This is a genomic window from Streptomyces sp. NPDC030893, assembly GCF_055571535.1.
In genome coordinates this window covers 142,564-168,914 of sequence record NZ_JBVIFC010000005.1, presented here as the reverse complement: position 1 = coordinate 168,914, position 26,351 = coordinate 142,564, and the positions used below count along the sequence as shown (strand labels likewise).

The following is a 26,351-nucleotide window of genomic DNA, read 5'->3' as shown; positions in this document are numbered from 1 at the left end:
TTGCGCGGGCAGCCGTGCCGCTCCCGCGGGGCTCGCGTCGCCCCCGCGGGGCCTGCCCCGATCCCGCGGGCAGCCGTGTCGCTCTCGCGCGAGGCCGCGCTGCTCCCGCGGGGTTCGCGCCGTTTGCGCGGGCAGCCGTGCCGCTCCCGCGGGGCTCGCGTCGCCCCCGCGGGGCCTGCCCCGATCCCGCGGGCAGCCGTGTCGCTCTCGCGCGAGGCCGTGCCGCTCCCGCGGGCAGCCGCCCCGCTTCCGCGGGCAGGCGTGCCTCCCCCAGAGGGGGTACCCCCAGGGCGGCACGGGTGGGGCGCGACGGCACCCCGCCGGCGCCGGGCTGCGTAGAACGCCTTCCGCCCACCCAACGCGGAGCACCCCACCCCGCCCCCCACCACCGGCGCACCTCAGCCGGACTCGTCCCCCGCCGGATCAGCCTGCCCGCCCACGCCCACACCCGCCACACCCCGCCGCTCCGGCCGCAGCCGCAACCCCTCCGGCATCAGAGTCAGCCGCTCGGTCACCCGCAGCCGGTACGCCGGGTCGGGACGCAGTTCGTACCGCCGCAGCAGCAGCCCCAGCACCAACGTCGCCTCGTGCAACGCGAACTGCCGCCCGATGCACGCCCGCGCCCCCGTCCCGAACGGCTTGAACACGTGCGGCGGCCGAGCCCGCACCGCCCGCGCGTCGAAGCGATCCGGATCGAACCGCCCGGCGTCCGCCCCCCACACCTCCGGGTCCCGGTGCAGCATCGGCGTCAGCACCAGCGTCCACGCCCCCCGCCGCATCGGATGCTCCCCCGCCAGTACCGTGTCCCGCGTCGCCTCCCGCGCGAAGGCCGGCGCCGTCGGCCACAGCCGCAGCGACTCGTCCAGCACCCGGCGCACGTAGCGCAGCTTGGCGACCTGCTCGTAGCCGGGAGCCGCCGTGTCGCCCCAGACCCGGTCCACCTCCGCGCGGGCCCGGGCCGCGATCTCGGGCTCACGGGACAGGTAGTGCAGCGCGAACGACAGCGCGCCCGAGGTGGTCTCGTGACCGGCGACCAGGAAGGTGATGACCTGCCGCCGGACGTTCTCCGCCGACAGCCGCTCCCCGGTCTCCGGGTGCGCGGTGTCCAGCATCCGGTCCAGCAGGTCGCCGCCCCCGCCCCCGCCTCCGTCCGCCCGCCGCTCCCGGACCACCTCGTCGACGATGCGGTTGAGCCGCTGGATGTCGGCCGCGTTCCGGCGGCTCGCGCGGCGCAGCAGCAGCGGAGTCAGCGGCGCGGGAACGCTGTTCAGCCGCTGGGCGTAGGTGAGCGTGCCGACCATCGCCGTGACGAACGGGTGCGGGCGTGCCCGTTCGAAGGACCCGAAGTCGTGCCCGAAGCCGGTCCTCGCGATCGTCTCCAGCGTCAGCTTCGTCATGTCCCCGGGCACGTCCACCGACCGGCCCGCGGCCGCCGCGCGGTCCCAGTGCTCCGTGAGCCGCTCCGCCACGGCCAGCATCATCGGGTGGTACCCGGCCATGGCCTCGCGGCTGAACCCTGGGGCCAGCACGTCGTGCGCCAACTGCCAGTTCGGCTCGTGGTTGTACGCGGTGAACAGCCCGTCGCCCGCCACCGGCCGCAGATTGGCCACGCCCAGCCCCACGTGCTTGGCGAACCGCGACTCGTCGGCCAGTTCGGCCACCAGCCCGGCGCCCCAGGTGAACACGAACTCCTTGCCGAAGGCGTTCCGGCGGAAGATCGGGCCGAGCGTGCGGGCGTACTTCAGCGAGTCCTGCAGGGGCGTGTGCCTGCTCGCCCCGACGATGTCGCCGACCAGCGGCAGGCGGTAGGGCGGGTGGGGTATGCGGTGCAGCGCCGGCCAGCCCTGCTCCGCGCTGCGGAACCCCTTCGGCAGCCCCGTCCGTGTCGTCGTCTCCGCCATGACGCGATCTCCTTCGACCCGGCGAGCGAGTGCGACCTGTTGTACGCGAGTTCAATAACGCGGCCTCAGTCTGGTCCGGTTGTTGAACCGGCGTCAAGTAAGGTGCGGGGATGGCCGTGAACCAGGGCGGGCGCGCCCGCCGCCGGCTCAGTACCGAGGAGCGCAGGGAGCAGCTTCTGTCGGTCGGGGCGCGGCTGTTCTCCGAGAGCCCTTACGACGACGTGTGGATCGAGCAGGTCGCCGGGATCGCCGGGGTCTCCCGAGGGCTGCTCTACCACTACTTCCCGAACAAGCGGGACTTCTTCGCCGCGGTGGTGGAGCGGGAGAGCGGACGGATGCTCCGGATGACGGCGGCGGTCCCGGGCGTCCCGGTGCGCGAGCAGCTCACCGCGGGTCTCGACGCGTATCTGAAGTACGTCGAGACCCATGCCCACGGCTACCGCGCCTTCCACCGTGCCGACGCGGCGGGGGACCAGGCCGTGCGCCGGGTCTACCGGCGGGCGCTGGCCGCGCAGGAGCAGCAGATCCTGGCGGCGCTCGCGGCGGATCCCGAGTTCGGTCCGGTCTTCGAGTCCCGTCCGGACACCCGGCTCGCGGTGCGCGGCTGGCTGGCCTTCACCACCGCGGTCTGCCTGGAGTGGCTGCGCGGCGCGGACCTGGACCGTGAGCAGGTGCGCGACCTGTGTGCGCGCGCCCTGCTCGGTGTGCTCACGTCCTGAAAGGTCTCGTAAAGATCACGCCAGACGGTTGGCGCACCCCCTGATCTTCGATAGGTTAGGCAAGGCTTACCTAAGAGGAGGTTCGGGATGGGTGACGACACGCACAGCTGGACGGCCGCGCCGGGCGCGGCGGAGCGGGCCCGCTCGGTGCTCGCCGCCGCATGGTCCTGCGCGGTGACCGCGGAGGGCGCCCGCGAGGAGTTCGTCGGCGCGCACAGCGTCACCGACGACGGACGGGTGCTGCTGGAGGTGCCCGAGGACAGCGCGCTGCTCGCCGCCGCGATCTGCGCGCCGCGCGGCGAGCCGTCCGCCGTGCTGGAGTTCGCCGACGTCGCCCCCGTCCCCGTGCGCAACCGTATCCGCGCCCGGCTGTGGCTCGCCGGCTGGTTCTCCGTCCAGGACGGCCGGCTCGCCTTCCAGCCGACGCGCGTGGTGCTCCGGCAGCAGTCCGGCGCCGTCCTCGTCGACCTCGACGAATTCGCCACCGCCGCGCCCGACCCGCTCGCCACCGCCGAGGCCCGGCTGCTGACCCACCTCGCCGACTGCCACGGCGACGCGGTCGAACGGCTCACCCGCCTGGTCGACATGGGCAGCCTGCACGGCGCGGTCCGCGTCCAGCCGCTCGCCGTGGACCGGCACGGACTGACCCTGCGCATCGAACGCGTCCGCACGGGCGGCGACGTACGGCTGCCGTTCCACGCGCCCGCCGACGACGTCGCCGCACTCACCGAACGCATGCACGTACTGCTCTCCCAGGCCGCCGCCGCGTCCTGCCCCCGCCCGCTGCAGCGGCAGCGCACGGACGGCGACCGGTGAGACGAACGGCGTCACCCCCGGACCGCGGTTCACCGCTGCCCTGACCCGCCCGGCACGCGCCGCGGACGGACGGAGGGCGCCGCCACGCCGCACCGCGCGCCGGGTGCGGCCGTTCAGGAACGAGCGGAGGCACCGGGGCGCCCCCGGCGCAGCCGGTCCCGCAGCCGGGTGAGCCGCGGCAGCCGCTCGCGCTGCTCCTGCGAGTGCCGGTCCAGTTCCTCGAACAGCCGGCGCGTGCGGTGCTCGGTGTCCATCTCGTCGAGGATGCGGTTGACCTCGGTGAGCACCGCGCCCAGCAGCTGCCACTGGCGTGCGTCGCGCCGGGCCTCCGCGAAGAGCAACTGGGCCAGCCTGTCCCGCGTGGCCGCCGCCTGCCGCAGCTGGGAGGTGAGCCGTTCCTCCGCCGACTCCGCGCTGGCGCTCACGCTCGTGGTCACCAGCACCGCGAAGCTGACCACGGCATCGGCGATCTCGGACAGCAGCTGCTCGAAAACGGCGCCCGTCTCCGGCGCGAACAGCCGGCCGGGCCCGCGTTCCTTGGACAGGTCGGTGAGGGTGCGGGCCAGCACCCGCAGCACCACCGTGCAGATCTCCAGCGTGTCCAGGCCGGTGCGCAGCACGATCCGGTGCAGCAGCCCCTCCCGGACGCGCGGATTGAGCCGCAGGCTGTCCTCCGCCTGCCGGAGGTCCGCGTCCACCTCGTAGATGTCGTGGTCCAGCCGGCGGGCCTCGTGCAGCCGGGCCGCCGCGCGCGAGGAGGGCGGGCCCTCGGCCGCCTCCTCCCCGATCCGCAGCATCAGCTGCCGCACCCGCCGGGCCAGCTCCTCGATCGACTCGCCGGCCTCCTCCACCCACACCGGCGGGGCCAGCAGCAGGTTGAACGCCATCCCGACGACCGCGCCGATCAGCGTCTCCACGATCCGGGCCCAGGCGGTGTCCCCGTGGGTGGTCACCCCGAGCACCAGCATCGCGCTGATCGCCACCTCGGGGACGAACTCGTGCACCCGCACCAGATGGCCGACGGTCAGCGACGACAGAAGGAGCAGCGCCAGACTCCACCAGGTCAGACCGACCAACAGGCTGAAGAGGATCGCCAGGACCACTCCGGTGACCACGGCGTTCACCCGGCGCAGCCCGGTGGTGAGCGTGGAGTACAGGGTGACCTGGACGACGAGCAGCGCGGTCAGGGGCGCGGTGAGCGGTGCGGCCTCCGGACTGAGCCGCACGGCGATGACGTAGGCGACCGTGGCCGCCGCCGCCGACCGCACCGTCTGCACGACCACCGGGTCCCGGCGTCGCTTGACGAACTGAACGGCCGGCTCGGTCATCTCACGTACGACTTGCATCTCGGGACGGTTCCCCTTCCCCGGACGCATCGAACGTGTTCAGCCGCTACGGCAGTCCCTCGGCGGACACGCGGGCGGGAGCTACAGCTTGTCCAGGAAGGCGAACAGGTTGCGCAGCGTGCGCTCGATCTGCTCGTCCAGGGTGAGGCTCTCCTCGAAGCGCGCCCCGGTCTCCGGGACCTTCTTGCCGCGCAGATAGAGGGAGCAGGCCAGATCGGTGCACATGTAGGCGCCGACCGAGTTGCCCTCGCGTCCGGCCGTGCCCGCCCTGCGGGCCGTCATCAGGGAGACACCGCCGCGCGGATGCGTCGTCAGGCACAGGGAGCACATGCTGCGGTGCAGGAATCCCCGCTGCGCGGGCTGGAACCGCAGGGCCACCCCGACGGGACGGTCCCCGCGCTCCACGACGAGGAAGCTGCGGTCCGGTGCCCCCGGGTCGCGCCAGCCCAGGAAGTCCAGGTCGTCCCAGGGGCGCGTCTCCAGGTCCCGCGGCACGGTCAGCCGCTTGGCCTCACCCTTGGAGCAGTTGATGAACGAGGTGCGGATGTCCTGCTCCGTGAGCGCTCTCATGGGGGGCCGTCTCCTGGCGTGTGCTGTGCGAAATGCCGTACGTGATCATCGAAACCAGGCGGTCCCGGCTTCCGGATCAGGGTAGGGACGGGGCGGACGGGCGAGCCAGTGAATTTCCCGGCTCGCCCGGGGAAGCGGCCGTGGCCCGGCCCCGGGGTCACCCCGTGGGCTCGTCCGGTACCGGGTCCTCGGGGTTGCCGGACGCCGACTGCGGGGTGCCCCGGCGTCCCGTTCCGGCCTCGTCCGTGTCGGGGACGTCGGGCCCGGTCCCGCTCTCGTCCCCGGCCCCGTCGTCGTCCGGCTCCTTCGGCCGCCGGCCTGCCTTCTTCTCGCTCTCCCGTTCCGCGGCGGCCGGGGCGACGTCCCAGGGGTCCTCACCGGGACCGGCCTGCTGGTCGGGCAGGTCGCGGGGGACACCGGCGCCGTTCTCGCCGGGCCCTTCGAGGCGGTGGTCGGTCACGGCCCTCTCCCTCCATCGATGTACGAGCCCTCGCGGGTACCTCCGTGAGCACCCGCGAAACGGCACTCAGCCCACCTTGCGCCCGCGCAGCGGCTCCGTCGCGTCCCCCGCGCCCTGCCGCAGGCCCAGCAGGAACTCCTCCACCACCTGCGTCGCCGTGCGCGCCGGCTGCCAGCCGAGTTCCGCCCGCGCGCGCGTGCAGTCCATCAGCGGCAGCCTCAGCACGGCGTCGAACAGATGCGGGGAGGCGGGCAGCAGGCGCAGCCCCCACGCGGCGGCGACCGCCGACCGGGCCGCGGTCCGCGGCAGCCGCACCCGGCGGGTGCCGAGCATCTCCCCGAGCAGCTCGGCGTCGAGGGCCGGCTCCGCGGCGAGATTGAAGGCACCCCGGGCCTCGGCCGAGAGCACCGCCAGCCGATAGGCGTCGGCCGCGTCGTCGGTGTGCAGGGCCTGTACCCGCAGCCCCGGGATGTCGGGCAGGAAGGGCAGCAGATCGGGCCGTGCCACCGGCCCCGGCAGGAAACGCCCGCCGAAGATGCGGCGCTGCTCGCTCGCCGACTCCCGCTTGAAGAGGAACGCGGGCCGCATCCGTACCACCCGGATGCCCGGATGATCCCGCTCGAACGTGTCCAGGGTCCGCTCCAGATACGCCTTCTCCCGGCAGTACGCGGCGTCCGGCCAGCCGTGCGTCGGCCACGACTCGTCCACCGCCCGGTCCTTCGGGCCCGGCGAGTACGCCCCGACGGACGAGGCGTGCACCAGCGCCGGCACCCCCGCCTCGGCCACCGCGTCGAACACCCGGATGCCGCCGAGCACATTGGTGCGCCAGGTGGTCGCCGGATCGTGCGTCGGCTGGAACGCCCAGGCCAGGTGGATCACCGCGTCGGCGCCGGCGAACTCCGCCACGAGATCGAACCGGTCCGAGGCCACGTCCACCGCCGACCACTCGGTCTTCGGCGGCGACCACTCGGGCACCCGCCGGGCCAGACCCCGTACGGACGCCACCTCCGGTTCCGCCGAGAGGGCCCGCACCACACTGGTCCCGGCATTGCCGGTGGCACCCGTGACCACGACCCTCAGGCCCGCTGCGCTGCTCACCTTCCGCTCCTCTCGGCCGTACGCCTTCCTGGAACCGGCCGGGTACCCCCCGGGCGCGGGCCTGCACGCCCGCGAGGCGGGCCGCGGGGCGGGCGGTGACAAAGAAAGGAGCCCCGACCGCGACGGGGGAATCACGGTCGGGGCGGACAGAGGGTGGGCACGGATGGCGGTCGCCTCTCGGCGAAAGGCTCCACAGGGCTTCAGCCGAACGATCGTCCCTGTGGGCGAATGGTGAGGCCCGGGGACACTGTCCCATCCGCACCCACGTCCTGTTCAACGGCGGACCGCCCCGGAGTGTTCCGGGTCCGGCCGCACACCGGAGTGAGGTGCGTCACCGGGCCCGCTGCCCGCCGTCGAGCTCGGCCCAGAGGTTCTCCGCCTGGAGCAGCAGCGTGCCCAGGACGGCCGTCCGCGCGGCCCCCTGCCCCGCCTCCTTGCGCAGTCCTTCCTGCAGCCTCTCGTGCAGCTCCCGCATCACCGCCTCCGTCCGTTCGTCGAGCAACGGGTCCGCCTGCTCGCCGCCCACCAGCCAGTCGGCCTCGGCCCGGCAGCTCTCACCGAGCAGCTCCAGCAGCTCGGCGTAACAGCGCAGCACCGGCGCGTCGGGCACGGCGGGCGTGCGCTCCTCGTCCGCGGCCACCGCCAGCGAGCGGGTCAGCGCCGTGACATGCCCGGTGATCCTGCCGAACCGCTCGTCCTCCTCCGGAGGCGGCAGGGCTGCCCTCCCCGGCGCCCGGTGCAGCGCGCGCAGGACGCCCGAGGTCAGCCGCAGACTCTCGGCGCTCCAGCCGCGCGCCGAGCGCAACGCCTCCAGACGGTCCTGAAGCCGTACGGACGCCCCCACCCAGCCGACGGCCGTCTGCCCGTCCCACTCGCCCTCGCGCAGGTCCCCGGCGACGGTGTGCAGCACATCGCCCGCCTCCCGGGCCAGCGCCGCCAGGTTCTCCCGTACGTCCCGCAGGTGGATGGGCGGCAGGACCAGCGCGTTCACGGCGATCCCGATGACCGCGCCGAGCGCCGCCTGTCCCAGCCGGTGCCCGACGGCGGTCGCGCTCACCGTCCCCGTGGCGACGGTGAACACCGCCGTGGTGGCGGCGTAGATGCCCTGGTCCCCGAAGCGCGGCCAGTTCGACAGCAGCATCAGCACCGGCACGGACAGCGCCAGGGCGCCCGTCGTGTCCCCGGTGACCGCCTGCGCCCCCGAGGCCACCAGGGCGCCCACACAGATCGCGGCGAACTGCCGGGTGCCCTGGAGGACCGAGCTGTAGACGGTGGCCTGCACCAGCACCAGCGCCACCCAGGGCGCCATCAGGGCCATCGGGTCGCCGAGCCACACCTGCGCCAGCAGCCAGGCCACCAGGGCCGCCGCGGCCGCCTTCAGCGACTGGACGAGCAGGTCCCGCTCCCGCCCGGGTCCCCGCCAGGCGGCCCGCGCCGCCCGTGCGACGGACCCCGCGTCCCGGCGCACCGCCTCCCGCACCCGCGTCAGCGCCGCGACGCGCCCGCCGGCCTCACTCCGCGACATCGCTTCCCACGTCCGCACCATGCCCGGCGGGTATCCCGTCCGCAGGGCGTTTCATGCCAGGGGACTGTCCGCCAGGGACGCCAGGAGATGGGCCGGACCGTCGTAGACGGCGTCCGCGCCGGCCTCCTCCAGGTCGGCCCGCGGGATACCGCCGCACAGGACGGCCACGCAGCGCACCCCGGCGCGGCTGCCCGCCCGCATGTCCCACACCGTGTCACCGACGAACACCGCCCGCTCGGCCGGCACCCCGGCCAGCTCCAGGGCGTGCTCGACGGGCTCAGGGGAGGGCTTGCCCTCCTCGACGTCGTCGGCGCTCGCCGTCGCCGCGATCGCCTCGTCGGCGTCGATCGCCCGGCGCAGCGCGCTCAGCTCCGCACCGTCGGCGGAGGTGGCGAGCACCACCGTCCAGCCGTCGCGGTGCAGCCGCTTCAGCAGCCGGCCGGCGTCCGGCAGCGCGGGCAGCCGCTCGAAGTACTGCCCGTACAGCGCCTTGTGCGCGGCGCTCAGCTCCTCGTCGCGCCCGGCGTCCCGGTCCTCGCCCAGCAGCCGCGCGACCAGAGCGGAGGAGGGCAGCCCCACGGCCCGGTGGACGGCGTGCATCGGCACCCGGTGGCCGGCCTGCCGCAACGCCTCCCACCAGGCCGTCACATACAGGTGGTTGGTGTCGACCAGAGTGCCGTCGACATCGAACACGGCCGCCCGTTCCATACGTGATCCTTCCTCGGGGGCGGTGACGGGTACCACCTCAGCCGCCCGCCACTCCGGAGGGTGTCCTCCGCTCACGGGTCCACGCCAGCAGCTCCTCCAGGGACCAGGTGGTCACCACCCGTTCCGGCGGCACCCCGCACTCCTGCGCCCGGGCGCACCCGAGGATCTGCCAGTCCAGCTGGCCCGGCGCGTGCGCGTCGGTGTCCACGGAGAACAGCACGCCCGCCGCGACCGCCCGGCGCAGCAGCCGGCGCGGCGGATCGAGCCGCTCCGGACGGCTGTTGATCTCCAGGGCGGTACCGGTCTCGGCGCACGCCGCGAACACCTCCTCGGCGTCGAACTCCGACTCGGGCCGGCCGCGTCCGGACAGCAGCCGGCCGGTGCAGTGCCCGAGGACGTCGGAGTGCGGATCGCGCACGGCCGCCACCATGCGGCGGGTCATCGACCGCGCGTCCATCCGCAGCTTGGAGTGCACTGACACCACCACGACGTCCAGCCGCTCCAGCAGCTCCGGCTCCTGGTCGAGGGAGCCGTCCTCGAGGATGTCGCACTCGATCCCGGTCAGCAGCCGGAACGGCGCCCAGCTCTCGTTGAGCTCCGCCACCACCTCCAGCTGCTCGCGCAGCCGGCCGGCCGACAGCCCGCGCGCCACGGTCAGCCGCGGCGAGTGGTCCGTCAGCACCGCCCACTCGTGCCCGAGCGCCGCGGCGGTGCGGCCCATCTCCTCGATCGGGCTGCCGCCGTCGGACCAGTCCGAGTGCAGATGGCAGTCCCCCCGCAGCAGGTCCCGCAGCTCCTGCCCGTCGCGGTCCGCCGGCTGCCGCTCCGCCTCGTCCTCCAGCTTCCGCAGATAGCCGGGCACCTCCCCGGCCAGCGCCTCGCGCGCCACCTGCGCCGTCTTCGGCCCGACCCCCTTGAGCCCCTCGAGCGTTCCGGCCGCCGCCCGCTCGCGCACCCCGTCCGCGCCCAGCTCCGACAGCGTCCGCGCCGCGGTGCGGAAGGCCCGGACGCGGTACGCCGGTGCCAGGGACCGCTCCAGCAGGAAGGCGATCCGCTCCAGCGCCTCGACGGGTTCCATCGCCACCTCCTCGCTCCAGGGTTCCCCAGCGCGGGTGGCGGCGCACGGCGGAAGCGGCGCCGGTTCCCTGCCTCGCGCAGGGACCGGGCGGCCCGGAGGCCCGCGTTCGTGCCGTTTGCGCTCTACCCTCGAGGCATGACCGAAAGCGCGAGCCCGTACATGTCGCACCCGCGGATCATGGTGCTCGGGGTACAGCCCGGGACGCCGCCCTTCCGGATCGTGGAGATCGACGGACAGGTGGTCGGTGAGGCGAGGACCCTCACCGACGTGCTGCAAGCCGCCGCCGCCTTCGGGATCACGGTCCACGACCTGGACGACCCGGACGCGGTCCGCTGGGTGGGCGGTGACAAACTCACCTGGACCCTGCGCCGGTCCGCCGAGGACCGCCGGGCACAGGACGAGGACAGACACCGCCGGTGACCCGGGTCGGACGGGCGGCGGGCACGCCGTCGGCCGGTGGTCCGTCAGGTCTTCGGCTTCCGGGCGTGCACCGCGCGGCTGAGGCGCCGGCCCACGAGCAGATAGCCGAGGAGCGCCCCGCCGGTGTTCAGGATGACGTCGTCGATGTCGAAGGCGCGTCCGGTCACCAGGAGGCCCTGGGCGACCTCGACCAGCAGCATCACCACCGTCGTCAGCACCAGCACCCGCAGGAATCCGCGGGTGCGCGGTGCGACGACGGGCGCGAGGACGCCGAAGGGCACGCCGAGCAGGACGTTGCCGCCGATCTGGCGGACGGCGTCGCGCAGCGCGGGCTGGTCCAGATAGGCCCGCAGGGAGCGGCCCGGACGCAGATTGGTGTGGGTCAGCGCCTCGGAGGCGGGGGAGGGCTGGAGGGTGAGCCGGGCCAGCACCACCGCGAAGACGACCATGAACACGAGGGCGCACAGCAGCACCAGCAGCCGCAGGGGAAGCGGGAGCGGACGTGGGGCGGCGCGGGCCATGCGATCCTCCAGTCGTCAACTTCCGTCAGTGGTACGGCGGTTACCCCCGGCCGGCGCGGTCAGTCGCCGTAGCTGACCCGCACCTTCTCGAACCCCAGGGAGCGCAGCAGGCCTTCGAGCATCTCGGTGGTGTTGCTCTCGGCCCGGGCGGTGAGTCCGCTCTCCTTCGCCGCCTCCCCGATGTGCCGCACCGCGAGCTTCTGCACGGCCTGTTCGCTGCCCGGGTTGTCGGAGAAGAGGTCACCGAGCCGGTCGAGCAGCCCGCGCTGCTTGGAGACGGCGTAGGAACGGCCGGGGTCCAGCGCCGGTGTGCCCAGGCGTGCGTGGGGCAGCCGGAGCGTGGCGGACGTACGGTCCTCGTCGACCCGTACGTCGTCCTCGCCCAGCTTGCCGAGGTCGACATAGGCGTCGACGGTGCCCGCTCCCACGTACAGGGTGCGGCTGCCGCGGATCGCGTCGGGCAGGAACTTCGCGTCCTTCTCCAGGTCCACCACCACCTGGAAGTTGCCCGATGCGGCGTCGTAGCGGCTGATGTCCTGGATGGACTCCAGGAGCGCGGGCCCGGAGCGGTCCCGGGTCTCCGCGCCGAACAGGTCTTTCAGACCCGGCACCACGCTCAGCCGGATCCCGGCGAACAGCACGGCCAGCAGCAGCACCACCGAGCCGACCGCCTTCACCCACCCGGGGACGCGACCGGTTCTTGCCTTCGCGGGAGTCGTCATGGCGACGGCCCTCCTTCCTGACAGTCCGAATGCCCCTCAGTTCGCGGGCCAGACAGGCGAGTCGGGGAACCGGCGACGGCGGCGGAAGCACACGGGGGCGCACGGCGGGCGCCCGGCGGCACACGGTCCGCCGGTGGCCCGCGGGGGCGTCAGGCCGGGCCGGAGGCGGACTCGGGCTGCTCCAGCGCCGCGTCCAGGGTCGGCCACGGGGGGAGCAGCCGGGACAGGCCCGTGATGCGGAGCATGCGCAGGGTCAACGGGTGGACGCAGACCAGGCGCAGACGCCCGGACCCGTCCGCGGTCCGCTGCCGGGCCCGGTACAGCAGGCGAAGGCCCGAGCAGTCGAAGAACTCGACCCGGGTCAGGTCGATCACCACGCGGGCGCCCGGTTCGGCCGTCGCCATGTCCAGATGCGGGACGATCTCCGCGGCCGCGGAGATGTCGATCTCACCGCGGAACTCCAGCACCGTGTGTCCCCGGTCCTGGTGGACGCGCAGATGCCGGGTCAGCGGTGCAGGTTCGTACCGCACGACGCCATCGCCTCCAGCCTGCTCCGTGCAGCGGGGGGACGGGACCGACCTCAACGCCGGTCCCTGCCCTGCAAGTTACCTTCGGTCGAGTGCATTTGAGCATGTTCGAATGACATATGTCTCCGCATTGCGACCGAGTTCTTTCGTGTCTGGTTCCGTGCCGGGGGGCCGACTGAAACCGGCGAGCCGGGACAGGTGTCACGTACAGGGCGGGGCAGCAGCGCCCCGCGCCGGGACCCCGGAGGAGACATGGCACTGGTGACGACGGGTGTGGTGGTGCTCGACTGCGCCGAACCCGAGAAACTCGCCGAATTCTACAAGGAGTTGCTGCAAGCCGACGAGGCCGATGCCAACGCCAACCGGGTGGAGATCCGGGCCGCCGACGGCTTCCGCCTGGCGCTGCGCCGCGACGCCAACGCGACCGCGCCCAGCTGGCCCCGCCCGGAGAACTCCCTCCAGGCCCACCTGGAGTTCGTGGTGGACGACCTGGACGCGGTGGAACGCAGGATCGTCGGCCTGGGGGGCCGCCCGATGGAGACGGGCGACCCCACGGGGCCCACCGAGGAGCGCGGCTACGCCGACCCGGCGGGCCATTCCTTCACCGTCCGCCGGGGCACCCCGACGGCACCGAAGCAGGGCTGAGCCCGAGGTCAGTCGCGGCCGCCCCGGTCCGGGACCGGCCAGTTGCCCGTGGAGCGCTCGATCGCCTTGGCGCCCGCACGGTCCACGGCACTGCGCACCACCGCGAAGATGGCGCCCTGGATGGCCGCGGCCAGCAGGATCTCGCCCCAGCGGCGGTCCCGGTCCAGCGCGTCCGGCGCGTTGTCCTCGTGCCGGATCACCTTCCAGGTCTTCTGGAAGGCCATCCCCGCCACGGTGCCGCTCGTCCAGCCCAGTACGAACCCGACGGGTTTGTACGCCAGGGGCATCTTGTTCTTCGCCTTCTTGCTCTTCTTCGCCACGTGGATCTCCCAGGTCGGTTGCGTGGTTCTGATCGGTGGGTCACGCCCGGTCCGGGCGGTCAGGGCCGGCCGCGCGCCGGGACCTCCTCGCCGGCCGGTACCGGGCCCGGCGGACTGCCGTCCCCGAACGGCCGGCCGCCCAGCTCCTCGCGGTGATGGGGCGTCGTCCAGCCGGACAGGTCGGGCCCCAGGGGCACGATGCCGGAGGGGTTGATACCGGTGTGCACCTGGTAGTAGTGCCGCTTGATGTGGTCGAAGTCCACGGTGTCGCCGAAGCCGGGCGTCTGGTAGAGGTCGCGGGCGTAACCCCACAGCACCCGGTTCTCCGTCAGCTTCCACCGGTTGCACTTGAAGTGGCCGTGGTACACCGCGTCGAACCGCACCAGGGTGGTGAACAGCCGGATGTCCGCCTCGGTGAGGGTGTCACCGACCAGGTACCGCTGCCGCTCCAGCCGCCCCGCCAGCAGCTCCAGCCGCCGGAACACGGCCGTGCACGCGGCCTCGTACTCCTCCTGGTCCGTGGCGAAGCCCGCCCGGTACACGCCGTTGTTGACGTCCCGGAAGACGTCCTCCATGACCGCGTCGATCTCGTCGCGCCGCGCCGCCGGGTACAGATCGGGGGCCCCTTCGCGGTGCAGGGCCGTCCACTCGGTGGCGAGGTCCAGCGTGATCTGCTGGTAGTCGTTGGTGACCAGCTCCCCGCTACGCACGTCCACCACCGCCGGCACGCTCACCCCGCCGGGGTAGTCCGTCTCGCGCCGGTCGTACGCCTCGCTCAGATACCGGATGCCGAGCACCGGGTCACGGCCGTCCGGGTCCAGGGTGAAGCGCCAGCTCCGGTCGTCCTGCACCGGGTCGGCGACGGCCAGGGACAGCGCGTCCTCGAGACCCAGCAGCCGCCGCGAGACCAGCGCCCGGCTCGCCCACGGGCAGGCCCGGCTCACCACGAGCCGGTAGCGTCCGGCCTCCACCGGCCGGCCGTCCCGGCCGTCCGCGGTGATCCGGTCCGCGAAATGCGCCTTCGACCGCTTGAACTTCTTCCTGCCGTACGCGCTGTTGCCGACGCCCCCGTCGTCGCCCATGATGCTCTCCTTGTCGCCGTCGGGATGTCCCTGTGACCGCGTTCCCCGTTTTCCGCCGAGGGCACGGTATGGCGTGGGCCGACCGGGGCAATCGGCCGAGTGTGACTACTCGATCGGATCGCAGGACCCGGGTCACCGTGCTGGTGGCACTCGCCGCCAATCTGGTGATCGCCGCGGCCAAGACCGTCGGTGGGCTGGCCGCGTCCTCGCCCGCGCTGCTGTCGGAAGCGGCGCACTCGGTCGCCGACAGCCTCAACGAGGTGTTCCTGCTGGCCGCGCTGCGGCGCAGCAGACGCCCCGCCGACCGCCGCCACCCGTTCGGTTACGGAAAGGAGCGGTTCTTCTGGTCACTGCTGGCGGCCGTCGGAATCTTCGTGATGGGCGGCTGCTTCTCGTTCTACCAGGGCGTCGCGGCGCTCAGGAACGGCCGCGACGAGGACCTGAGCGGCTACGTCGCCGGCCTGATCGTGCTCGGCGTCGCCCTGCTCGCCGAGGGCGGCTCGCTGCTGCGCGCCCTGTACCAGGTGCGCCGGCAGGGCGGCCTGGGCAGCGGACTGCGCGATCCGGCCCTGCGCACGGTGGTCGCCGAGGACGGCACCGCGGTGGTGGGCGTCACCCTGGCCATGGTGGGCATGGCGCTGCACATGATCACCGGCCAGGTGGTGTGGGAGGCGTCCGCCTCGCTCGCCATCGGCGCGCTCCTGGTCTACGTCGCCTACCGGCTCGGGCGTGAGGCCCGGGACCAGCTGATCGGCGAGGCCGCCGCCCCGGAGACCAGCGCACGCATCCGGGAGCTGCTGCGGGCCCAGCCGGAGATCGACAGCGTGGAGGCGCTCTTCACCATGAAGACCGGCCTGGACACCGTCCTGGTGGCCGCCCGCGTCGACCTGGTGCCCGGACTGGACAGCGAGCGGGTGGAGGAGGTCGCCGTACGCATCAAGCGGTCCATCGCCCGTACGTTCCCCGAGGCGGAACAGATCTTCCTCGACGTCACCGAACGGGGCTCCCCGGAGGCGCGGGAGGCATGGGAAAGCCCCGCCGCGACGGGGGAACGCGGCGGGGCCTGAGGCACGAATGCCCGGCGCCCCGAGCTTCATGCACGCCGGGGCGGAGAAATCTCCTCCCGGCCGCCGGACCGGCTCCCGTCAGCCCTGCCCGGACCGCTCCAGCACGAAGACGGGGATCTCACGGTCCGTCTTCTCCTGGTAGTCGGCGTACGTAGGGAAGGCCTCGACCGCGCGCTTCCACCACTCGGCCTTCTCCTCCCCGGTCACCTCACGGGCCGTCATGTCCCACTTGGCGGGCCCGTCCTGGACCTCGACATGCGGGTCGGCCTTGAGGTTGTGGTACCAGACCGGGTGCTTGGGCGCGCCGCCCAGCGAGGCCACCGCCGCGTAGCGTCCCTCGTGCTCGACCCGCATCACCGGGGTCTTGCGCAGCTTGCCGCTCCTGGCGCCCCGGCTGGTCAGCACGATGACGGGCTGCCCCGTGTGCCGCAGGGTCGTGCCCTGTGTGCCGCCCGAGCTCTCGTACAGCTCCACCTGTTCGCGCACCCATCCTGTCGGGCTGGGTTCGTACTCGCCTTGCAGAGGCATGGCATCCGTCCCGTCGTTCTCGTGTACACGGCCGAGTCGATCACCCAGTGGAACACCTCGGCACGCCGACTTCATCCGAGCAGGGCGTGTTTTCAGCCAGGTTCCACCGCCGTCCGCAGCGCGAGCACGGTCATCACACCGCTCGCCACCAGCGCGGTCACCAGCCGCCCCCGGCGACCGGTCAGGGCCCGGCCCAGCAGGGCACCGCCCCCGGCCAGCAGCACCTGCCAGCCGGCGGAGGCGGCGAAGGCCGCCGCGACGAACACGCTCCGCTCCGGGACCCCGGCCGTCTCCCCGCCCTGCGAGCCGAGCACGAGCGCCGCGAAGTAGATCACGGTGGTGGGGTTGAGCAGGGTGATCCCCAGCAGTGCCAGGTACGCCCGTACGGGACCGGGAGGCGCGGCCTCGGCGCGCACGGCGAGCCGGTGGCTCCGGTACCGCCGTACGGCGGTCACCGCGCTCCACGCCGCCGGCGCCGGCAGCACCAGCACGCACACCTGGCGCAGGGGGCCGAGCGCCGGCCGCAGTGCCCCGGCGAGGGCCGAGCCGCCGAGCGTGGCGGCCAGGGCGTACAGCCCGTCGGCAGTGGCGATGCCGAGGGCCGCGCAGATGCCGGTGCGCAGGGTGGTACGGGCGGTGAGGGAGACGAGAAAGGTTCCGACGGCGCCCACGGGGATCGCGATGCCGAAGCCGGCGAGGAGCCCCGCGAGCAGGGCCGCCGTCATGAGCGCGGCGGTGTCGGACCTCCCCGGCGACCGGACCGCTGCCGTCGGCCCGCGGCGGACGCGGTGGCGGACGGCGGCATCGGGAGTGAACGGGTGCTCATGGCAGGATCCTGGAGCCTGCCCCGGGAACGGGCCATCGGTTTTCGCCGGGCGGGGGCCGGCGGCTGGTTAGGGTTTCCGGGTGACCGAGAAGCCCTTCCTCTACGTCGTGGTCTGCGCCGCCGGTGTCGCCGTGGACGTCAGCAAACTGATCAGCCGCGCACAGGAGCGGAACTGGGAGGTCGGTGTCATCGCGACCCCGGTCGCCATGAACGGCTTCTTCGACACCGCGGCCGTCGAGGCGCAGACCGGGCGCCCGATCCGGTCCGCCTGGCGCACCCCGGGCGAGCCGCGCCCCTTCCCCGCCCCCGACGCCGTCGTGGTCGCCCCGGCGACCTTCAACACCGTCAACAAGTGGGCGGCCGGCATCGCGGACACCCTCGCCCTCGGCACCCTGTGCGAGGCCGCCGGACTCGGCGTGCCCATGGCCGTCCTGCCGTGCGTGGCCGACGCGCTGGCCGCCCACCCCGCCTACCGGGACAGCCTCACCCGGCTGCGCGGCATGGGCGTGCGCTTCGGCGACCCGTACGCGGGCGAGCCGGAAGCGAACGGCGGACGGCCGGAGTTCGGCTGGGAACGGGCGCTGGACCTGCTGCGGCGGGAGTGAGCCGGCCCGCCCCGGCGGGACAGGACCAGCGAGGCGCGGTGGGCCGTCGCGTCCCGGGTCCGGCAGGCACCGGTGCGGCGTCAGGGCGCCGGCGTCTGCCGCATGCCGTGCGTCCCGGGACGCCACCGGCCGCCTTCGGCAGCTCCCGCTCCCGGGCGGCGGCCCCGGCCCCGCCGAGGCGGTCCCCGCTCGCCGAAGCGCGGGGCACCCGTCCCGGGTCCGGCAGGCACCGGTGCGGCGTCAGGGCGCCGGCGTCTGCCGCATGCCGTGCGTCCGGGGCCGGATCACCGGGGGCCGGGACGCCACCGGCCGCCTTCGGCAGCTCCCGCTCCCGGGCGGCGGCCCCGGCCCCGCCGAGGCGGTCCCCGCTCGCCGAAGCGCGGGGCCCCCGTCCCGGGTCCGGCAGGCACCGGTGCTGCGTCAGGGCGCCGGCGTCTGCCGCATGCCGTGCGCCCCGGGCCGGATCACCGGGAGCCGGGACGCCACCGGCCGCCTTCGGCAGCTCCCGCTCCCGCGCGGCGGCCCCGGCCCCGCGGAGGCGGTCCCCGCTCGCCGAAGCGCGGGGCCCCCGTCCCGGGTTCGGCAGGCACCGGTGCGGCGTCAGGGCGCCGGCGTCTGCCCGCATGCCGTGCGTCCCGGGACGCCACCGGCCGCCTTCGGCAGCTCCCGCTCCCGGGCGACGGCCCCGCCGAGGCGGTCCCCGCTCGCCGAAGCGCGGGGCCCCGACCGGCGCGGCGCCCCTCGTGCACGCGGCCGAGGACACCGTGGCCGCCGTGGGACGTGCCACGACGCCCCCACCGGCCCGCCCCGCACGTCGCCCCGTGCCTCCGCCGGAGGGATGCGCGGGGCGGCCACCGGCGGTCCGGACGTCACATCCCGTCCACCAGGGCCAGCTCCGCCCAGATGGTCTTGCCGTCGGCCGTGTGCCGGCTGCCCCAGCGCTGGGTGAGCTGGGCGACCAGCAGCAGGCCCCGCCCGCCCTCGTCCCAGGTCTTGGCCCGGCGCAGATGCGGCGCCGTGTGACTGGTGTCGGACACCTCGCAGATCAGCGTCGAGGCATCGTGGATCAGCCGGAGCCGGATGGGCGGGGCACCGTACCGGATGGCGTTGGTGACCAGCTCGCTCACCACCAGCTCCGCGGTGAACGAGGCCTCGGTGAGCGCCCAGGCGGCCAGCTGGTCGAGGACCTGCTTGCGGATCGGGGCGACCAGCGCCGGGTCGGCCGGGATGTCCCAGGTGGCGACCTGCGCGGCCGGCAGTCCGTGGGTACGGGTCAGCAGCAGGGCCACGTCGTCGCACGCGCCGCCCGGCGCCAGCACCGACTGCAGCACGCGGTCGCAGGTCTCGTCGAGCGGGCCGGCGGCGTCGGACAGCGCCTCGCGCAGCAGCGCGTACCCGGCCTCGCTGTCCCGTCCGCGGGACTCGACCAGCCCGTCGGTGTAGAACGCCAGCACCGCCTCGTCGGGCAGCTCCAGCTCGGCCGACTCGAACGGCAGCCCGCCCACGCCCAGCGGTGGGCCCGAGGGCAGGTCCAGGTGCCGGGCCGTGCCACCCGGCGGGATCAGGACCGGTGCGGGATGTCCGGCCCGGGCGAGGGTGCAGCGGCGCGACACCGGGTCGTAGACCGCGTACAGACAGGTCGCGCCGACCTCGCCGTGCCCGGGGTCCCCGCCCGACTCCTGCGACAGATGGTGGACCAGGTCGTCGAGGTGGGTCAGCAGCTCGTCGGGGGCCAGGTCGATGTCGGCGAGGGTGCGCACCGCGGTCCGCAGCCGGCCCATGGTCGCGGACGCCTGGATACCGTGTCCCACCACGTCCCCCACCACCATGGCCACCCGCATCCCGGACAGCGGGATCACGTCGAACCAGTCGCCGCCCACACCGGAACGCGACGCCGGCAGATAGCGGGTCGCCGCCTCCACCCACGCCGTGCGCGGCAGGGTGCGGGGGAGCAGGCTGCGCTGGAGGGCGACGGTGGTCTCCCGCTCGCGGGAGTAGCGGCGGGCGTTGTCGATGCAGACGGCGGCGCGCGCCGTCACCTCCTCGGCGAGCAGCACGTCGTCGTGGGTGAACGACTCCGGGTGGCTGAACCGGGTGAAGGCGGCGACACCGAGCGTGGTGCCGCGGGCCTGGAGCGGTACGGACAGGATCGAGTGGATCCCGTGCTCCCGGATCTGCCGGGCCCGCACCTCGTCGACGGCGAGCCACGGGTCGAGCTCCCCGGAGGACACCGAGGCCATGACGCTGTGGCCCGCGAGCAGCGAGTCGGCGTGGGGCGCGGCGGCCGGATAGACGACCACCTCGCCGACGTCCGCGATCGCCTCCGGGTCCCCCGGGGTGCGGGAGAGGTGGGCGACCCGGCGCAGCGAGACCGGCGCGGTCAGCGGGTCGGCGGGCTCGCCGCCGGGCTCCTCCGGCTCCAGCAGGTCCACGCTGACGAAGTCGGCCAGCGCGGGTACGCAGACCTCCGCCAGCTCCTGCGCCGTACGGGTGACGTCCAGGGTGGTGCCGATGCGGATGCTGGCCTCGTTGACCAGTTGCAGCCGCTCCCGCGCCCGGAACTGCTCGGTGAAGTCGTGGGCCGTCACGCACACGCCCCGCACCCGGGCCCCGTCGGTGAGCGGCGCGAGGCGGGCCAGCCAGGCGTGGGCGCGGGTCTCGCTCGTGGCCTTCATGTACGTCTGCATCTCGTGCGGCCGGCCGGTGCGCAGCACCTGCTCCAGGTGCCGCTCGAGTTCGGTGTGCTGCGGTCGGCCGCCGATGTCGGTGGGCCGCAGCCCGCGCAGATGATCGGCCGGCAGCCCGAGCAGGTGCGCCATCGCGTCGTTGACCCCGCGCAGTCGCAGCGCCCGGTCGAACACCATCGTGGCGCACGGCGACTGGTGCACGGCCGCCCTGACCAGCGGTTCGTCGGGCAGTTCGTGAGGCGAGGTCTCCAGCGGGGTGACGGCGAGCCAGTCGCCGGAGGTGCCGCCCGCCGGATGTCTGCGGTGGGCCAGCACCCACACGGCGACGGCGCCGCCGTCGCGGTGCCGCAGCGCGAGGGTGCCGCTCCAGCGGTCGGCCGGGAGCCGGGGCGGGCCCGTCCCCTCGGCGAGCAGGCCGGCGGCCGGGCGGCCCACGACCTCCTCGGCCGTGTGTCCCAGCAGCAGGCGCGCACCCTCGCTCCACCGCGCGAGCGTGCCGTCGGCGGCGATGACGGCCCGGGCCGTCACGGCATCGTCGAACGGGTCGTCCGGCCTCATCGTCGCCACTCCATCGCGCACACTCACCGTGAACCGGTGTATCGCCAGAGTTCCAGCCTAGTGCGTCCGGGCCCCGCGCGAACGCCGGGGCGGCAGGGACGCCGGCCGTCAACAGTCCCGTCCCCACCGTTGACGGACCGTCACACCAGCCACAACCATGGTCCGCGTACGGAAATGGGAGCGCTCCCATCCCGCGCTCCCGTGAACCCGCACCTCCCCAGAGGAGCCCCTACGTGAACAGACGCAGAACCGCTCTGCTGTCCCTGGCCGGCCTGCTGGCGACCGCCCTCACCGCGCTGCCCGCCGCTCCGGCCGGGGCCGACGAGGTCGAGCAGGTCCGCAACGGCACCTTCGACGACGGCACCGACCCCTGGTGGGCCTCCGCCGGCGTCACCGCGGGCCCGTCCGACGGCCGCCTGTGCGCCGACGTCCCCGGCGGCACCGTCAACCGCTGGGACGCGGCCGTCGGCCAGAACGACATCACCCTGGTGAAGGGCGAGTCGTACCGCTTCTCCTTCAGCGCGACCGGCTCGCCCGCGGGCCATGTCGTACGGGCGATCGTCGGCCTCCAGGTGGAGCCGTACGACACCTACTACGAGGTCTCCCCGCAGCTCAGCGTCTCGGGGAACACCTACTCGTACACCTTCACCTCACCCGTCGACACCGCGCAGGGGCAGGTCGGCTTCCAGCTCGGCGGCAGCGCGGACCCCTGGCGGTTCTGCGTGGACGACGTGTCCCTGCTGGGCGGGGTCGCCCCCGAACCGTACGTGCCCGACACCGGGCCCCGGGTCCGGGTCAATCAGGTCGGCTACCTGCCCTCCGGGCCGAAGAACGCCACCCTGGTCACCGACGAGACCAAGCGGCTGCGCTGGAAGCTGGCGGACGGCGACGGCCGTGTGGTCCGGCGGGGCTGGACCGTGCCGCGCGGCACCGACGCCTCCTCCGGGCAGAACGTCCACTCCATCGACTTCGGCGGCCACCGCAAGCGCGGTACGGGCTACACCCTGACCGTGGACGGCGAGACGAGCCGGCCCTTCGACATCGACGCGAGCGCCTACGAGCGGCTGCGGCTGGACTCGGCGAAGTACTACTACACCCAGCGCAGCGGCACGCCCATCCGCGAGGACCTGCGCCCCGGCTACGGCCGCGCGGCCGGACACGTGGGCGTGGCCCCCAACCAGGGTGACGCCGAGGTGCCCTGTCAGCCCGGGGTGTGCGACTACACCCTCGACGTCACCGGCGGCTGGTACGACGCCGGCGACCACGGCAAGTACGTCGTCAACGGCGGCATCAGCACCTGGGAGGTGCTCAGCACCTACGAACGCGCCCGGCACGCCCGCACCGGCGAGGCGGACCGGCTCGGCGACGGCACGCTGAACATCCCCGAGAGCGGCAACAAGGTCCCGGACATCCTCGACGAGGCCCGCTGGGAACTGGAGTTCCTGCTGAAGATGCAGGTCCCCGACGGTGAACCGCTGGCCGGCATGGCCCACCACAAGATCCACGACGCGCAGTGGACCGGGCTGCCGCTGCTGCCCGGCGACGACCCGCAGAAGCGGGAACTGCACCCGCCGACCACCGCCGCCACCCTGAACCTCGCGGCCACGGCCGCCCAGGCGGCACGGCTGTACCGGCCCCACGACAAGGAGTTCGCGGCCACCGCGCTGGCGGCCGCCCGCAAGGCCTGGACCGCGGCCCTCGCCCACCCGGACCTGCTCGCCGACCCCGACGACGGCATCGGCGGCGGCGCCTACCCCGACGACACCGTGTCCGACGAGTTCTACTGGGCCGCCGCCGAGCTCTACCTCACCACGGGGGAGCGGCAGTTCGAGGAGTACGTGCTGAACTCCCCGGTGCACACGGCCGACATCTTCGGCCCGCTCGGCTTCGACTGGGCGCGCACCGCGGCGGCCGGCCGGCTCGACCTCGCGACCGTGCCGAACCGGCTGCCCGGCAGGGACAAGGTCCGCCGTTCCGTGATCGAGGGCGCCGACCGCTACCTGGCCACGCTGAAGGCCCACCCGTACGGCATGCCGTACGCGCCCGCCGGCGAGGTCTACGACTGGGGCTCCACCCACCAGGTGCTCAACAACGCGGTCGTCCTCGCCACCGCCTACGACCTCACGGGCGCGCGGAAGTACCGTGACGGGGCGCTGCAGAGCATGGACTACGTCCTCGGACGCAACGCCCTGAACATCTCCTACGTCACCGGCTACGGCGAGGTGCACGCACAGAACCAGCACAGCCGCTGGTACGCCCGCCAGCTCGATCCGAACCTGCCGAACCCGCCCGCCGGCACGCTCTCCGGCGGACCGAACTCCAGCATCCAGGACCCCTACGCCCAGTCGAAACTGCAGGGCTGCGTCGGTCAGTTCTGCTTCATCGACGACATCCAGTCCTGGTCGACCAACGAGCACACGATCAACTGGAACGCCGCACTGACCCGGATGGCCTCCTTCGTGGCCGACCAGGGCTGACACAGGGCCGACACAGGGCCGACGACGGCCCCGCGTCCCGGCGGAAAGGCCGGGACGCGGGGCCGTCGGTACCCCTTCGCATGCCGCTTGACCTGCGGGTATTTACGATCGAGTACCCGAGCGGTACCGTGAGGGCATGCCTGCTCTCAACGTGGAGTTCAGCGACCGCGAGCTCGAGGACCTGCGGCAGATCGCCAAGGAACGCGGTACGTCCATGAAGGCGCTCGTGCGGGAGGCGGCGGCGGCGGACATAGCCCGCCACCGTGCCCTCCAGGAGGGCGCGGAGGCGTTCCGCACGTTCTTCGCCGCCCACAAGGACGAGTTCGCCGCCGCCTTCCCGGACGACGAACCCCCCGCCAAGGGCGAGGGGCGGGCCGCCTGAGCGATGGCACCCGTGCTGCACATCGACGTGCCCTGGCTGCTCCAGCGGCACGAGGAGGTCCTGCCGGACCAGCCCACCATCAACGACTTCTCCGCCCTGGTCGCGGCCGTCGCCCGGCACCGCGTCGACCCGCCCCGGCTCGGCGTGGACTCCGATCCGGCCTGGCGGGCGGCAGCCCTGCTGCACACCCTGGCCGTGCTCCGGCCGCTGCCCTCGGCCAACGCGCGCTTCGCCTGTTCCACCGCCGTGGCCTACATGTTCGTCAGCGGCGTCGGAATCGACCCGCCCTACGGGGCCCTGGTCGACCTCGCCCGTGACCTGATCTCCGGCGACGCCGATGTGTACGCCGCGGCCGACCGGCTGCGCTCCTGGCAGATCTGAGACCGCGCCGGACGCCGGACGCCGGGCGCGGGCTCGGGGCCGCCGGCCGAGGGCGGAAGGATCGGGGCCGGCGGCCGGGCGCAGGAGAGCCGCCGTCTCTGCGCGTGACCTCCGAGAAGGGTCGTGACCAGTCGACCGCGCTCCGGCGTGCGCCGGGAGCGTGCGCGGGGCTCCGCCGCGGGCGCGGCGTTCACACGGGGTGCGTGGCGCGTCCGGCGAGTGCGCGGATGAGCGCCGGGCGGCACTTATGACGCTCCGGATGTGAACCCCGGGAAAACGCAGGTCGAAAGCCGCAGTGACCCCCGCGGGCCGCCTTCCCTTTCTGACTTTCTGTCAACGCGCTGATGTTGCTCAACCGCCTTGTTGGCCGCGTGCCGGTTGTGCGAGAGTGAGCCACCCGCGAGGGGGTAAAGGCCGGGGACGCGCACGAGTTGATGAACCGGATCCGATTCGCCGTCGGTGAATTCGCGCCCCCCGCACCACGCCAAAGAGGTATGCACCAATCGGGCCTCCCTTTTCGGTGTCGGAAACGCTCGAATGTCACATGCGCTGTGGGAAGGAACCATCTCAGTGCACACCCCCCACCCTCCTCGACCCCCCTATCCGCCGCCGGGCGGGGACCCCGGGGAATCCGACGAGGCCCTCGCCGCGCGATTGCGGGGCCGTCCGGAGGGCGAGGCCGCCCGTTCCGTCGCGCTGCTGACGGCGCGGCACTGGCGGCCGATGCAGGACTACGCGGCCGTCTGTCTCGCCTCGCCGGGGCAGACGGCCGCCATGGTCACCGCGGCAGCCCTGCACATCGTCCTGGACCGGGTCGCCGTCGGTGAATCGGCCGTCGCGCTGCGGCCGGTGCTGCTGGTCGAGGTGCGGGACACGGTCCGGGAGTGGGCCGCCGACGACCGAATAGCCGCGGTTCTGCCGGGTCTGCAGAAACCGGCCGGCGGACGCGGCATGCGCGCGGCGACGACCATGACTCCGGAAAACCGCACACTCGCCGGGCGGGCATTCCGGTCCCTGCCCGCACTCGCGCGGTGTTTGCTCTGGCATGTGGAGGTCGAGGCCGAGCCGATTTCCGTACCGGCCGGTCTGCTGGGCATGGATCCCGACATCGCGTCGGGCGCACTCGAACAGGCGCGGGACAAATTCCGTCAGGGACTTGTCCATGCTCATCAGGAACTGGCACCGACGAAGGACTGCGGCTTCTACAACCGTCTCCTCGACGTGCCCATCCGCCGGGGCGGGGCCCTGCTGCCGGACGTCCGCCGGCACTTGGCGGAGTGCCGCTACTGCCGCAACGCCGCCGAGCAACTGAGCCACTTCGAGGGCGGGTTGGGGGCGCTGCTCGCCGAGGCGATGCTCGGCTGGGGCGCCCGGCGGTATCTCGATTCGCGTCCCGGGCGCGTGGCGGCCGGCCCGCGCGGCGGCCGGGCCGCCCGCCGTCGGCGTCGCGGCGGGGGCGGGGGAGCGGAGTCCGGCGGCGGCCGGCACCGTCTGCTGTCCCGGCTGCCGGTCCCCGACCGTCTCGCGGGCATCGCGCTCCCGGACCCGGTGCGCTCCACCCGGACGCTCCTCACCGGCCTCGGCGCGGTGTCCGCCGGGGTGCTGGTGAGCGTGCTCATCGCCGGGTCCTCCACGCCGGACGGCGGCGCGGCCGATCCGACGGGTTCCACCGGCACGGCGGGCGGGCGCGCGGCCGTGCCGTCCGCCTCCCCTCCGGGCGCCGCCGGACTGCCCGGCGCGCCGGGGCGCACCCGGCTGCGCAACGTCGCCTCCGGCCTCTGCCTCGACAGCCGGGTGCCCGAGCCGCAGGACGGCTCGGGCACCCGGCTCGCGGAGTGCTCCTCGGCATGGACCCAGCAGTGGACGTACGAGGACGACGGGCTGCTGCGCAGCGTCGCGGACCCCGGCCTGTGCCTGGACTCCCACAAGGACGCCGGTGTCGTCGTCCTGGGCACCTGCGCCGACACCGATGACGCGCGCCGTGACGACGTGCGCTACGACCTCACCTTCCAGGGTGAGCTGCTGCCCCGCTGGGACCAACAGCTGGCCCTCACCCCCGCCACCCCTGACGCGAACGCCGACATCGTCGTCAAGGTGCGCGACCGGACGGTGAACCAGCGCTGGGCGGCCGAGCCCGTGGGCAGCACCGCGGGCTCCCTCTCCAGCACGGGCACGGACGCCCCGCCGGCCCGCCGCGCGCGGCTGCCGGAACCGCTGGCGTGAGCGTCCACGGCCGGGGCGGGACCCTCTCGGGAGGGGTCCCGCCCCGGCCGTACGGCACATCGTGCGGCTGCCGATTGCCGGCGTGCGTGAGGGACCGGGGCCGGGCGGTGGCCCGGGCGGCGGCTCGTTCCGGCTGTACGGCGTCCCGGACGGCGCGCG

At 73.9% G+C, this 26,351-nt stretch carries 26 protein-coding genes; 10 read left to right on the top strand and 16 right to left on the bottom strand.

Features of this window, described 5'->3' with window-relative positions:
* Window positions 1-398: 398 nt before the first annotated feature.
* On the bottom strand, window positions 399-1,901 hold the full coding sequence (locus tag ACZ434_RS12890) for a cytochrome P450 (RefSeq protein WP_468454840.1): 1,503 nt from the start codon (window positions 1,899-1,901) through the stop codon (window positions 399-401).
* Between the two features lie 110 nt (window positions 1,902-2,011).
* Between ACZ434_RS12890 and ACZ434_RS12885 the strand changes: the two genes are divergently transcribed.
* Together ACZ434_RS12885 and ACZ434_RS12880 are read left to right on the top strand one after the other, a co-directional pair.
* Window positions 2,012-2,620: a TetR/AcrR family transcriptional regulator gene (locus ACZ434_RS12885; protein ID WP_468454838.1), complete on the top strand. Its 609-nt coding sequence runs from the start codon at window positions 2,012-2,014 to the stop codon at window positions 2,618-2,620.
* An 87-nt stretch (window positions 2,621-2,707) separates the two neighbouring features.
* On the top strand, window positions 2,708-3,436 hold the full coding sequence (locus ACZ434_RS12880; RefSeq protein ID WP_468454836.1) for a DUF2470 domain-containing protein: 729 nt from the start codon (window positions 2,708-2,710) through the stop codon (window positions 3,434-3,436).
* A 113-nt stretch (window positions 3,437-3,549) separates the two neighbouring features.
* Here ACZ434_RS12880 and ACZ434_RS12875 read toward each other — a convergent pair whose 3' ends face one another.
* The 7 genes from ACZ434_RS12875 to ACZ434_RS12845 form a co-directional block, all read right to left on the bottom strand.
* The gene (locus ACZ434_RS12875) at window positions 3,550-4,782 is read right to left on the bottom strand and encodes an FUSC family protein (RefSeq protein WP_468454834.1); all 1,233 of its coding nucleotides are present in this window, start codon (window positions 4,780-4,782) and stop codon (window positions 3,550-3,552) included.
* A gap of 81 nt (window positions 4,783-4,863) precedes the next feature.
* On the bottom strand, window positions 4,864-5,352 hold the full coding sequence (locus ACZ434_RS12870) for an FBP domain-containing protein (protein ID WP_468454832.1): 489 nt from the start codon (window positions 5,350-5,352) through the stop codon (window positions 4,864-4,866).
* Window positions 5,353-5,509: 157 nt separating this feature from the next.
* Window positions 5,510-5,812 carry a hypothetical protein gene (locus ACZ434_RS12865; RefSeq protein ID WP_468454830.1) on the bottom strand — a complete coding sequence of 101 codons (303 nt, stop codon included), beginning with the start codon at window positions 5,810-5,812 and terminating at the stop codon, window positions 5,510-5,512.
* 66 nt (window positions 5,813-5,878) lie between these two features.
* The gene (locus ACZ434_RS12860) at window positions 5,879-6,910 is read right to left on the bottom strand and encodes an SDR family oxidoreductase (protein ID WP_468454828.1); all 1,032 of its coding nucleotides are present in this window, start codon (window positions 6,908-6,910) and stop codon (window positions 5,879-5,881) included.
* A 331-nt stretch (window positions 6,911-7,241) separates the two neighbouring features.
* The gene (locus ACZ434_RS12855; RefSeq protein WP_468454826.1) at window positions 7,242-8,435 is read right to left on the bottom strand and encodes an FUSC family protein; all 1,194 of its coding nucleotides are present in this window, start codon (window positions 8,433-8,435) and stop codon (window positions 7,242-7,244) included.
* 51 nt (window positions 8,436-8,486) lie between these two features.
* Window positions 8,487-9,143 carry an HAD family hydrolase gene (locus ACZ434_RS12850; protein ID WP_468454824.1) on the bottom strand — a complete coding sequence of 219 codons (657 nt, stop codon included), beginning with the start codon at window positions 9,141-9,143 and terminating at the stop codon, window positions 8,487-8,489.
* 37 nt (window positions 9,144-9,180) lie between these two features.
* Entirely contained in the window at window positions 9,181-10,221 is a 1,041-nt protein-coding gene (locus ACZ434_RS12845; RefSeq protein WP_468454822.1) for a PHP domain-containing protein, read from the bottom strand.
* A gap of 135 nt (window positions 10,222-10,356) precedes the next feature.
* Between ACZ434_RS12845 and ACZ434_RS12840 the strand changes: the two genes are divergently transcribed.
* Window positions 10,357-10,641, top strand: a complete 285-nt coding sequence (locus ACZ434_RS12840) for a hypothetical protein (RefSeq protein WP_468454820.1) — start codon at window positions 10,357-10,359, stop codon at window positions 10,639-10,641.
* A 44-nt stretch (window positions 10,642-10,685) separates the two neighbouring features.
* Here the strand turns inward: ACZ434_RS12840 and ACZ434_RS12835 are convergent, their stop codons facing one another.
* The 3 genes from ACZ434_RS12835 to ACZ434_RS12825 form a co-directional block, all read right to left on the bottom strand.
* Window positions 10,686-11,162, bottom strand: coding sequence for a VanZ family protein (locus ACZ434_RS12835; protein ID WP_468454818.1), 477 nt, complete (start codon window positions 11,160-11,162; stop codon window positions 10,686-10,688).
* A gap of 59 nt (window positions 11,163-11,221) precedes the next feature.
* Window positions 11,222-11,884 carry a DUF4230 domain-containing protein gene (locus ACZ434_RS12830; RefSeq protein ID WP_468454816.1) on the bottom strand — a complete coding sequence of 221 codons (663 nt, stop codon included), beginning with the start codon at window positions 11,882-11,884 and terminating at the stop codon, window positions 11,222-11,224.
* Between the two features lie 149 nt (window positions 11,885-12,033).
* Window positions 12,034-12,414 (bottom strand): anti-sigma factor antagonist, encoded by a 381-nt coding sequence (locus ACZ434_RS12825; protein ID WP_468454814.1) that lies wholly within the window; start codon window positions 12,412-12,414, stop codon window positions 12,034-12,036.
* A 249-nt stretch (window positions 12,415-12,663) separates the two neighbouring features.
* Here ACZ434_RS12825 and ACZ434_RS12820 point away from each other — a divergent pair, with 249 nt between their 5' ends.
* Window positions 12,664-13,056 carry a VOC family protein gene (locus ACZ434_RS12820; RefSeq protein WP_468454812.1) on the top strand — a complete coding sequence of 131 codons (393 nt, stop codon included), beginning with the start codon at window positions 12,664-12,666 and terminating at the stop codon, window positions 13,054-13,056.
* 8 nt (window positions 13,057-13,064) lie between these two features.
* Here the strand turns inward: ACZ434_RS12820 and ACZ434_RS12815 are convergent, their stop codons facing one another.
* Together ACZ434_RS12815 and ACZ434_RS12810 are read right to left on the bottom strand one after the other, a co-directional pair.
* Window positions 13,065-13,376, bottom strand: coding sequence for a DUF4235 domain-containing protein (locus tag ACZ434_RS12815; RefSeq protein ID WP_468454810.1), 312 nt, complete (start codon window positions 13,374-13,376; stop codon window positions 13,065-13,067).
* Between the two features lie 59 nt (window positions 13,377-13,435).
* Window positions 13,436-14,461 (bottom strand): glutathione S-transferase family protein, encoded by a 1,026-nt coding sequence (locus tag ACZ434_RS12810; protein WP_468455301.1) that lies wholly within the window; start codon window positions 14,459-14,461, stop codon window positions 13,436-13,438.
* Between the two features lie 134 nt (window positions 14,462-14,595).
* On the opposite strand from ACZ434_RS12810, the gene ACZ434_RS12805 reads away from it, so the two are divergent.
* On the top strand, window positions 14,596-15,525 hold the full coding sequence (locus tag ACZ434_RS12805; protein WP_468454808.1) for a cation diffusion facilitator family transporter: 930 nt from the start codon (window positions 14,596-14,598) through the stop codon (window positions 15,523-15,525).
* A gap of 78 nt (window positions 15,526-15,603) precedes the next feature.
* Here the strand turns inward: ACZ434_RS12805 and ACZ434_RS12800 are convergent, their stop codons facing one another.
* Both ACZ434_RS12800 and ACZ434_RS12795 read right to left on the bottom strand, forming a co-directional pair.
* Window positions 15,604-16,053, bottom strand: coding sequence for a nitroreductase family deazaflavin-dependent oxidoreductase (locus ACZ434_RS12800; protein ID WP_468454806.1), 450 nt, complete (start codon window positions 16,051-16,053; stop codon window positions 15,604-15,606).
* A 92-nt stretch (window positions 16,054-16,145) separates the two neighbouring features.
* Window positions 16,146-16,778: a LysE family transporter gene (locus ACZ434_RS12795; RefSeq protein ID WP_468454804.1), complete on the bottom strand. Its 633-nt coding sequence runs from the start codon at window positions 16,776-16,778 to the stop codon at window positions 16,146-16,148.
* 181 nt (window positions 16,779-16,959) lie between these two features.
* Between ACZ434_RS12795 and ACZ434_RS12790 the strand changes: the two genes are divergently transcribed.
* Window positions 16,960-17,484 carry a flavoprotein gene (locus tag ACZ434_RS12790; protein WP_468454802.1) on the top strand — a complete coding sequence of 175 codons (525 nt, stop codon included), beginning with the start codon at window positions 16,960-16,962 and terminating at the stop codon, window positions 17,482-17,484.
* A gap of 869 nt (window positions 17,485-18,353) precedes the next feature.
* On the opposite strand, the gene ACZ434_RS12785 is transcribed toward ACZ434_RS12790, so the two are convergent.
* Window positions 18,354-20,729, bottom strand: coding sequence for a SpoIIE family protein phosphatase (locus ACZ434_RS12785; protein WP_468454800.1), 2,376 nt, complete (start codon window positions 20,727-20,729; stop codon window positions 18,354-18,356).
* Window positions 20,730-20,962: 233 nt separating this feature from the next.
* On the opposite strand from ACZ434_RS12785, the gene ACZ434_RS12780 reads away from it, so the two are divergent.
* From ACZ434_RS12780 to ACZ434_RS12765, 4 genes are all read left to right on the top strand, one after another.
* Window positions 20,963-23,206, top strand: coding sequence for a glycoside hydrolase family 9 protein (locus ACZ434_RS12780; RefSeq protein ID WP_468454798.1), 2,244 nt, complete (start codon window positions 20,963-20,965; stop codon window positions 23,204-23,206).
* Window positions 23,207-23,342: 136 nt separating this feature from the next.
* The gene (locus tag ACZ434_RS12775) at window positions 23,343-23,588 is read left to right on the top strand and encodes a hypothetical protein (protein ID WP_468454796.1); all 246 of its coding nucleotides are present in this window, start codon (window positions 23,343-23,345) and stop codon (window positions 23,586-23,588) included.
* 3 nt (window positions 23,589-23,591) lie between these two features.
* Window positions 23,592-23,969 carry a toxin Doc gene (locus ACZ434_RS12770; protein WP_468454794.1) on the top strand — a complete coding sequence of 126 codons (378 nt, stop codon included), beginning with the start codon at window positions 23,592-23,594 and terminating at the stop codon, window positions 23,967-23,969.
* Between the two features lie 570 nt (window positions 23,970-24,539).
* Window positions 24,540-26,192 carry an RICIN domain-containing protein gene (locus ACZ434_RS12765; protein WP_468454792.1) on the top strand — a complete coding sequence of 551 codons (1,653 nt, stop codon included), beginning with the start codon at window positions 24,540-24,542 and terminating at the stop codon, window positions 26,190-26,192.
* Window positions 26,193-26,351: the final 159 nt, after the last annotated feature.

Excerpts from the sequence above, each read along its gene's own strand:
- ACZ434_RS12775 (WP_468454796.1), top strand. The coding sequence starts at position 23,343 with ATGCCTGCTCTCAACGTGGAGTTCAGCGACCGCGAGCTCGAGGACCTG.
- ACZ434_RS12855 (WP_468454826.1), bottom strand. The coding sequence starts at position 8,435 with ATGTCGCGGAGTGAGGCCGGCGGGCGCGTCGCGGCGCTGACGCGGGTG.
- ACZ434_RS12870 (WP_468454832.1), bottom strand. The coding sequence starts at position 5,352 with ATGAGAGCGCTCACGGAGCAGGACATCCGCACCTCGTTCATCAACTGC.
- ACZ434_RS12770 (WP_468454794.1), top strand. The coding sequence starts at position 23,592 with ATGGCACCCGTGCTGCACATCGACGTGCCCTGGCTGCTCCAGCGGCAC.
- ACZ434_RS12890 (WP_468454840.1), bottom strand. The coding sequence starts at position 1,901 with ATGGCGGAGACGACGACACGGACGGGGCTGCCGAAGGGGTTCCGCAGC.
- ACZ434_RS12830 (WP_468454816.1), bottom strand. The coding sequence starts at position 11,884 with ATGACGACTCCCGCGAAGGCAAGAACCGGTCGCGTCCCCGGGTGGGTG.
- ACZ434_RS12840 (WP_468454820.1), top strand. The coding sequence starts at position 10,357 with ATGACCGAAAGCGCGAGCCCGTACATGTCGCACCCGCGGATCATGGTG.
- ACZ434_RS12885 (WP_468454838.1), top strand. The coding sequence starts at position 2,012 with ATGGCCGTGAACCAGGGCGGGCGCGCCCGCCGCCGGCTCAGTACCGAG.
- ACZ434_RS12880 (WP_468454836.1), top strand. The coding sequence starts at position 2,708 with ATGGGTGACGACACGCACAGCTGGACGGCCGCGCCGGGCGCGGCGGAG.
- ACZ434_RS12800 (WP_468454806.1), bottom strand. The coding sequence starts at position 16,053 with ATGCCTCTGCAAGGCGAGTACGAACCCAGCCCGACAGGATGGGTGCGC.
- ACZ434_RS12850 (WP_468454824.1), bottom strand. The coding sequence starts at position 9,143 with ATGGAACGGGCGGCCGTGTTCGATGTCGACGGCACTCTGGTCGACACC.
- ACZ434_RS12875 (WP_468454834.1), bottom strand. The coding sequence starts at position 4,782 with ATGCAAGTCGTACGTGAGATGACCGAGCCGGCCGTTCAGTTCGTCAAG.
- ACZ434_RS12795 (WP_468454804.1), bottom strand. The coding sequence starts at position 16,778 with ATGACGGCGGCCCTGCTCGCGGGGCTCCTCGCCGGCTTCGGCATCGCG.
- ACZ434_RS12845 (WP_468454822.1), bottom strand. The coding sequence starts at position 10,221 with ATGGAACCCGTCGAGGCGCTGGAGCGGATCGCCTTCCTGCTGGAGCGG.
- ACZ434_RS12785 (WP_468454800.1), bottom strand. The coding sequence starts at position 20,729 with ATGAGGCCGGACGACCCGTTCGACGATGCCGTGACGGCCCGGGCCGTC.
- ACZ434_RS12835 (WP_468454818.1), bottom strand. The coding sequence starts at position 11,162 with ATGGCCCGCGCCGCCCCACGTCCGCTCCCGCTTCCCCTGCGGCTGCTG.
- ACZ434_RS12820 (WP_468454812.1), top strand. The coding sequence starts at position 12,664 with ATGGCACTGGTGACGACGGGTGTGGTGGTGCTCGACTGCGCCGAACCC.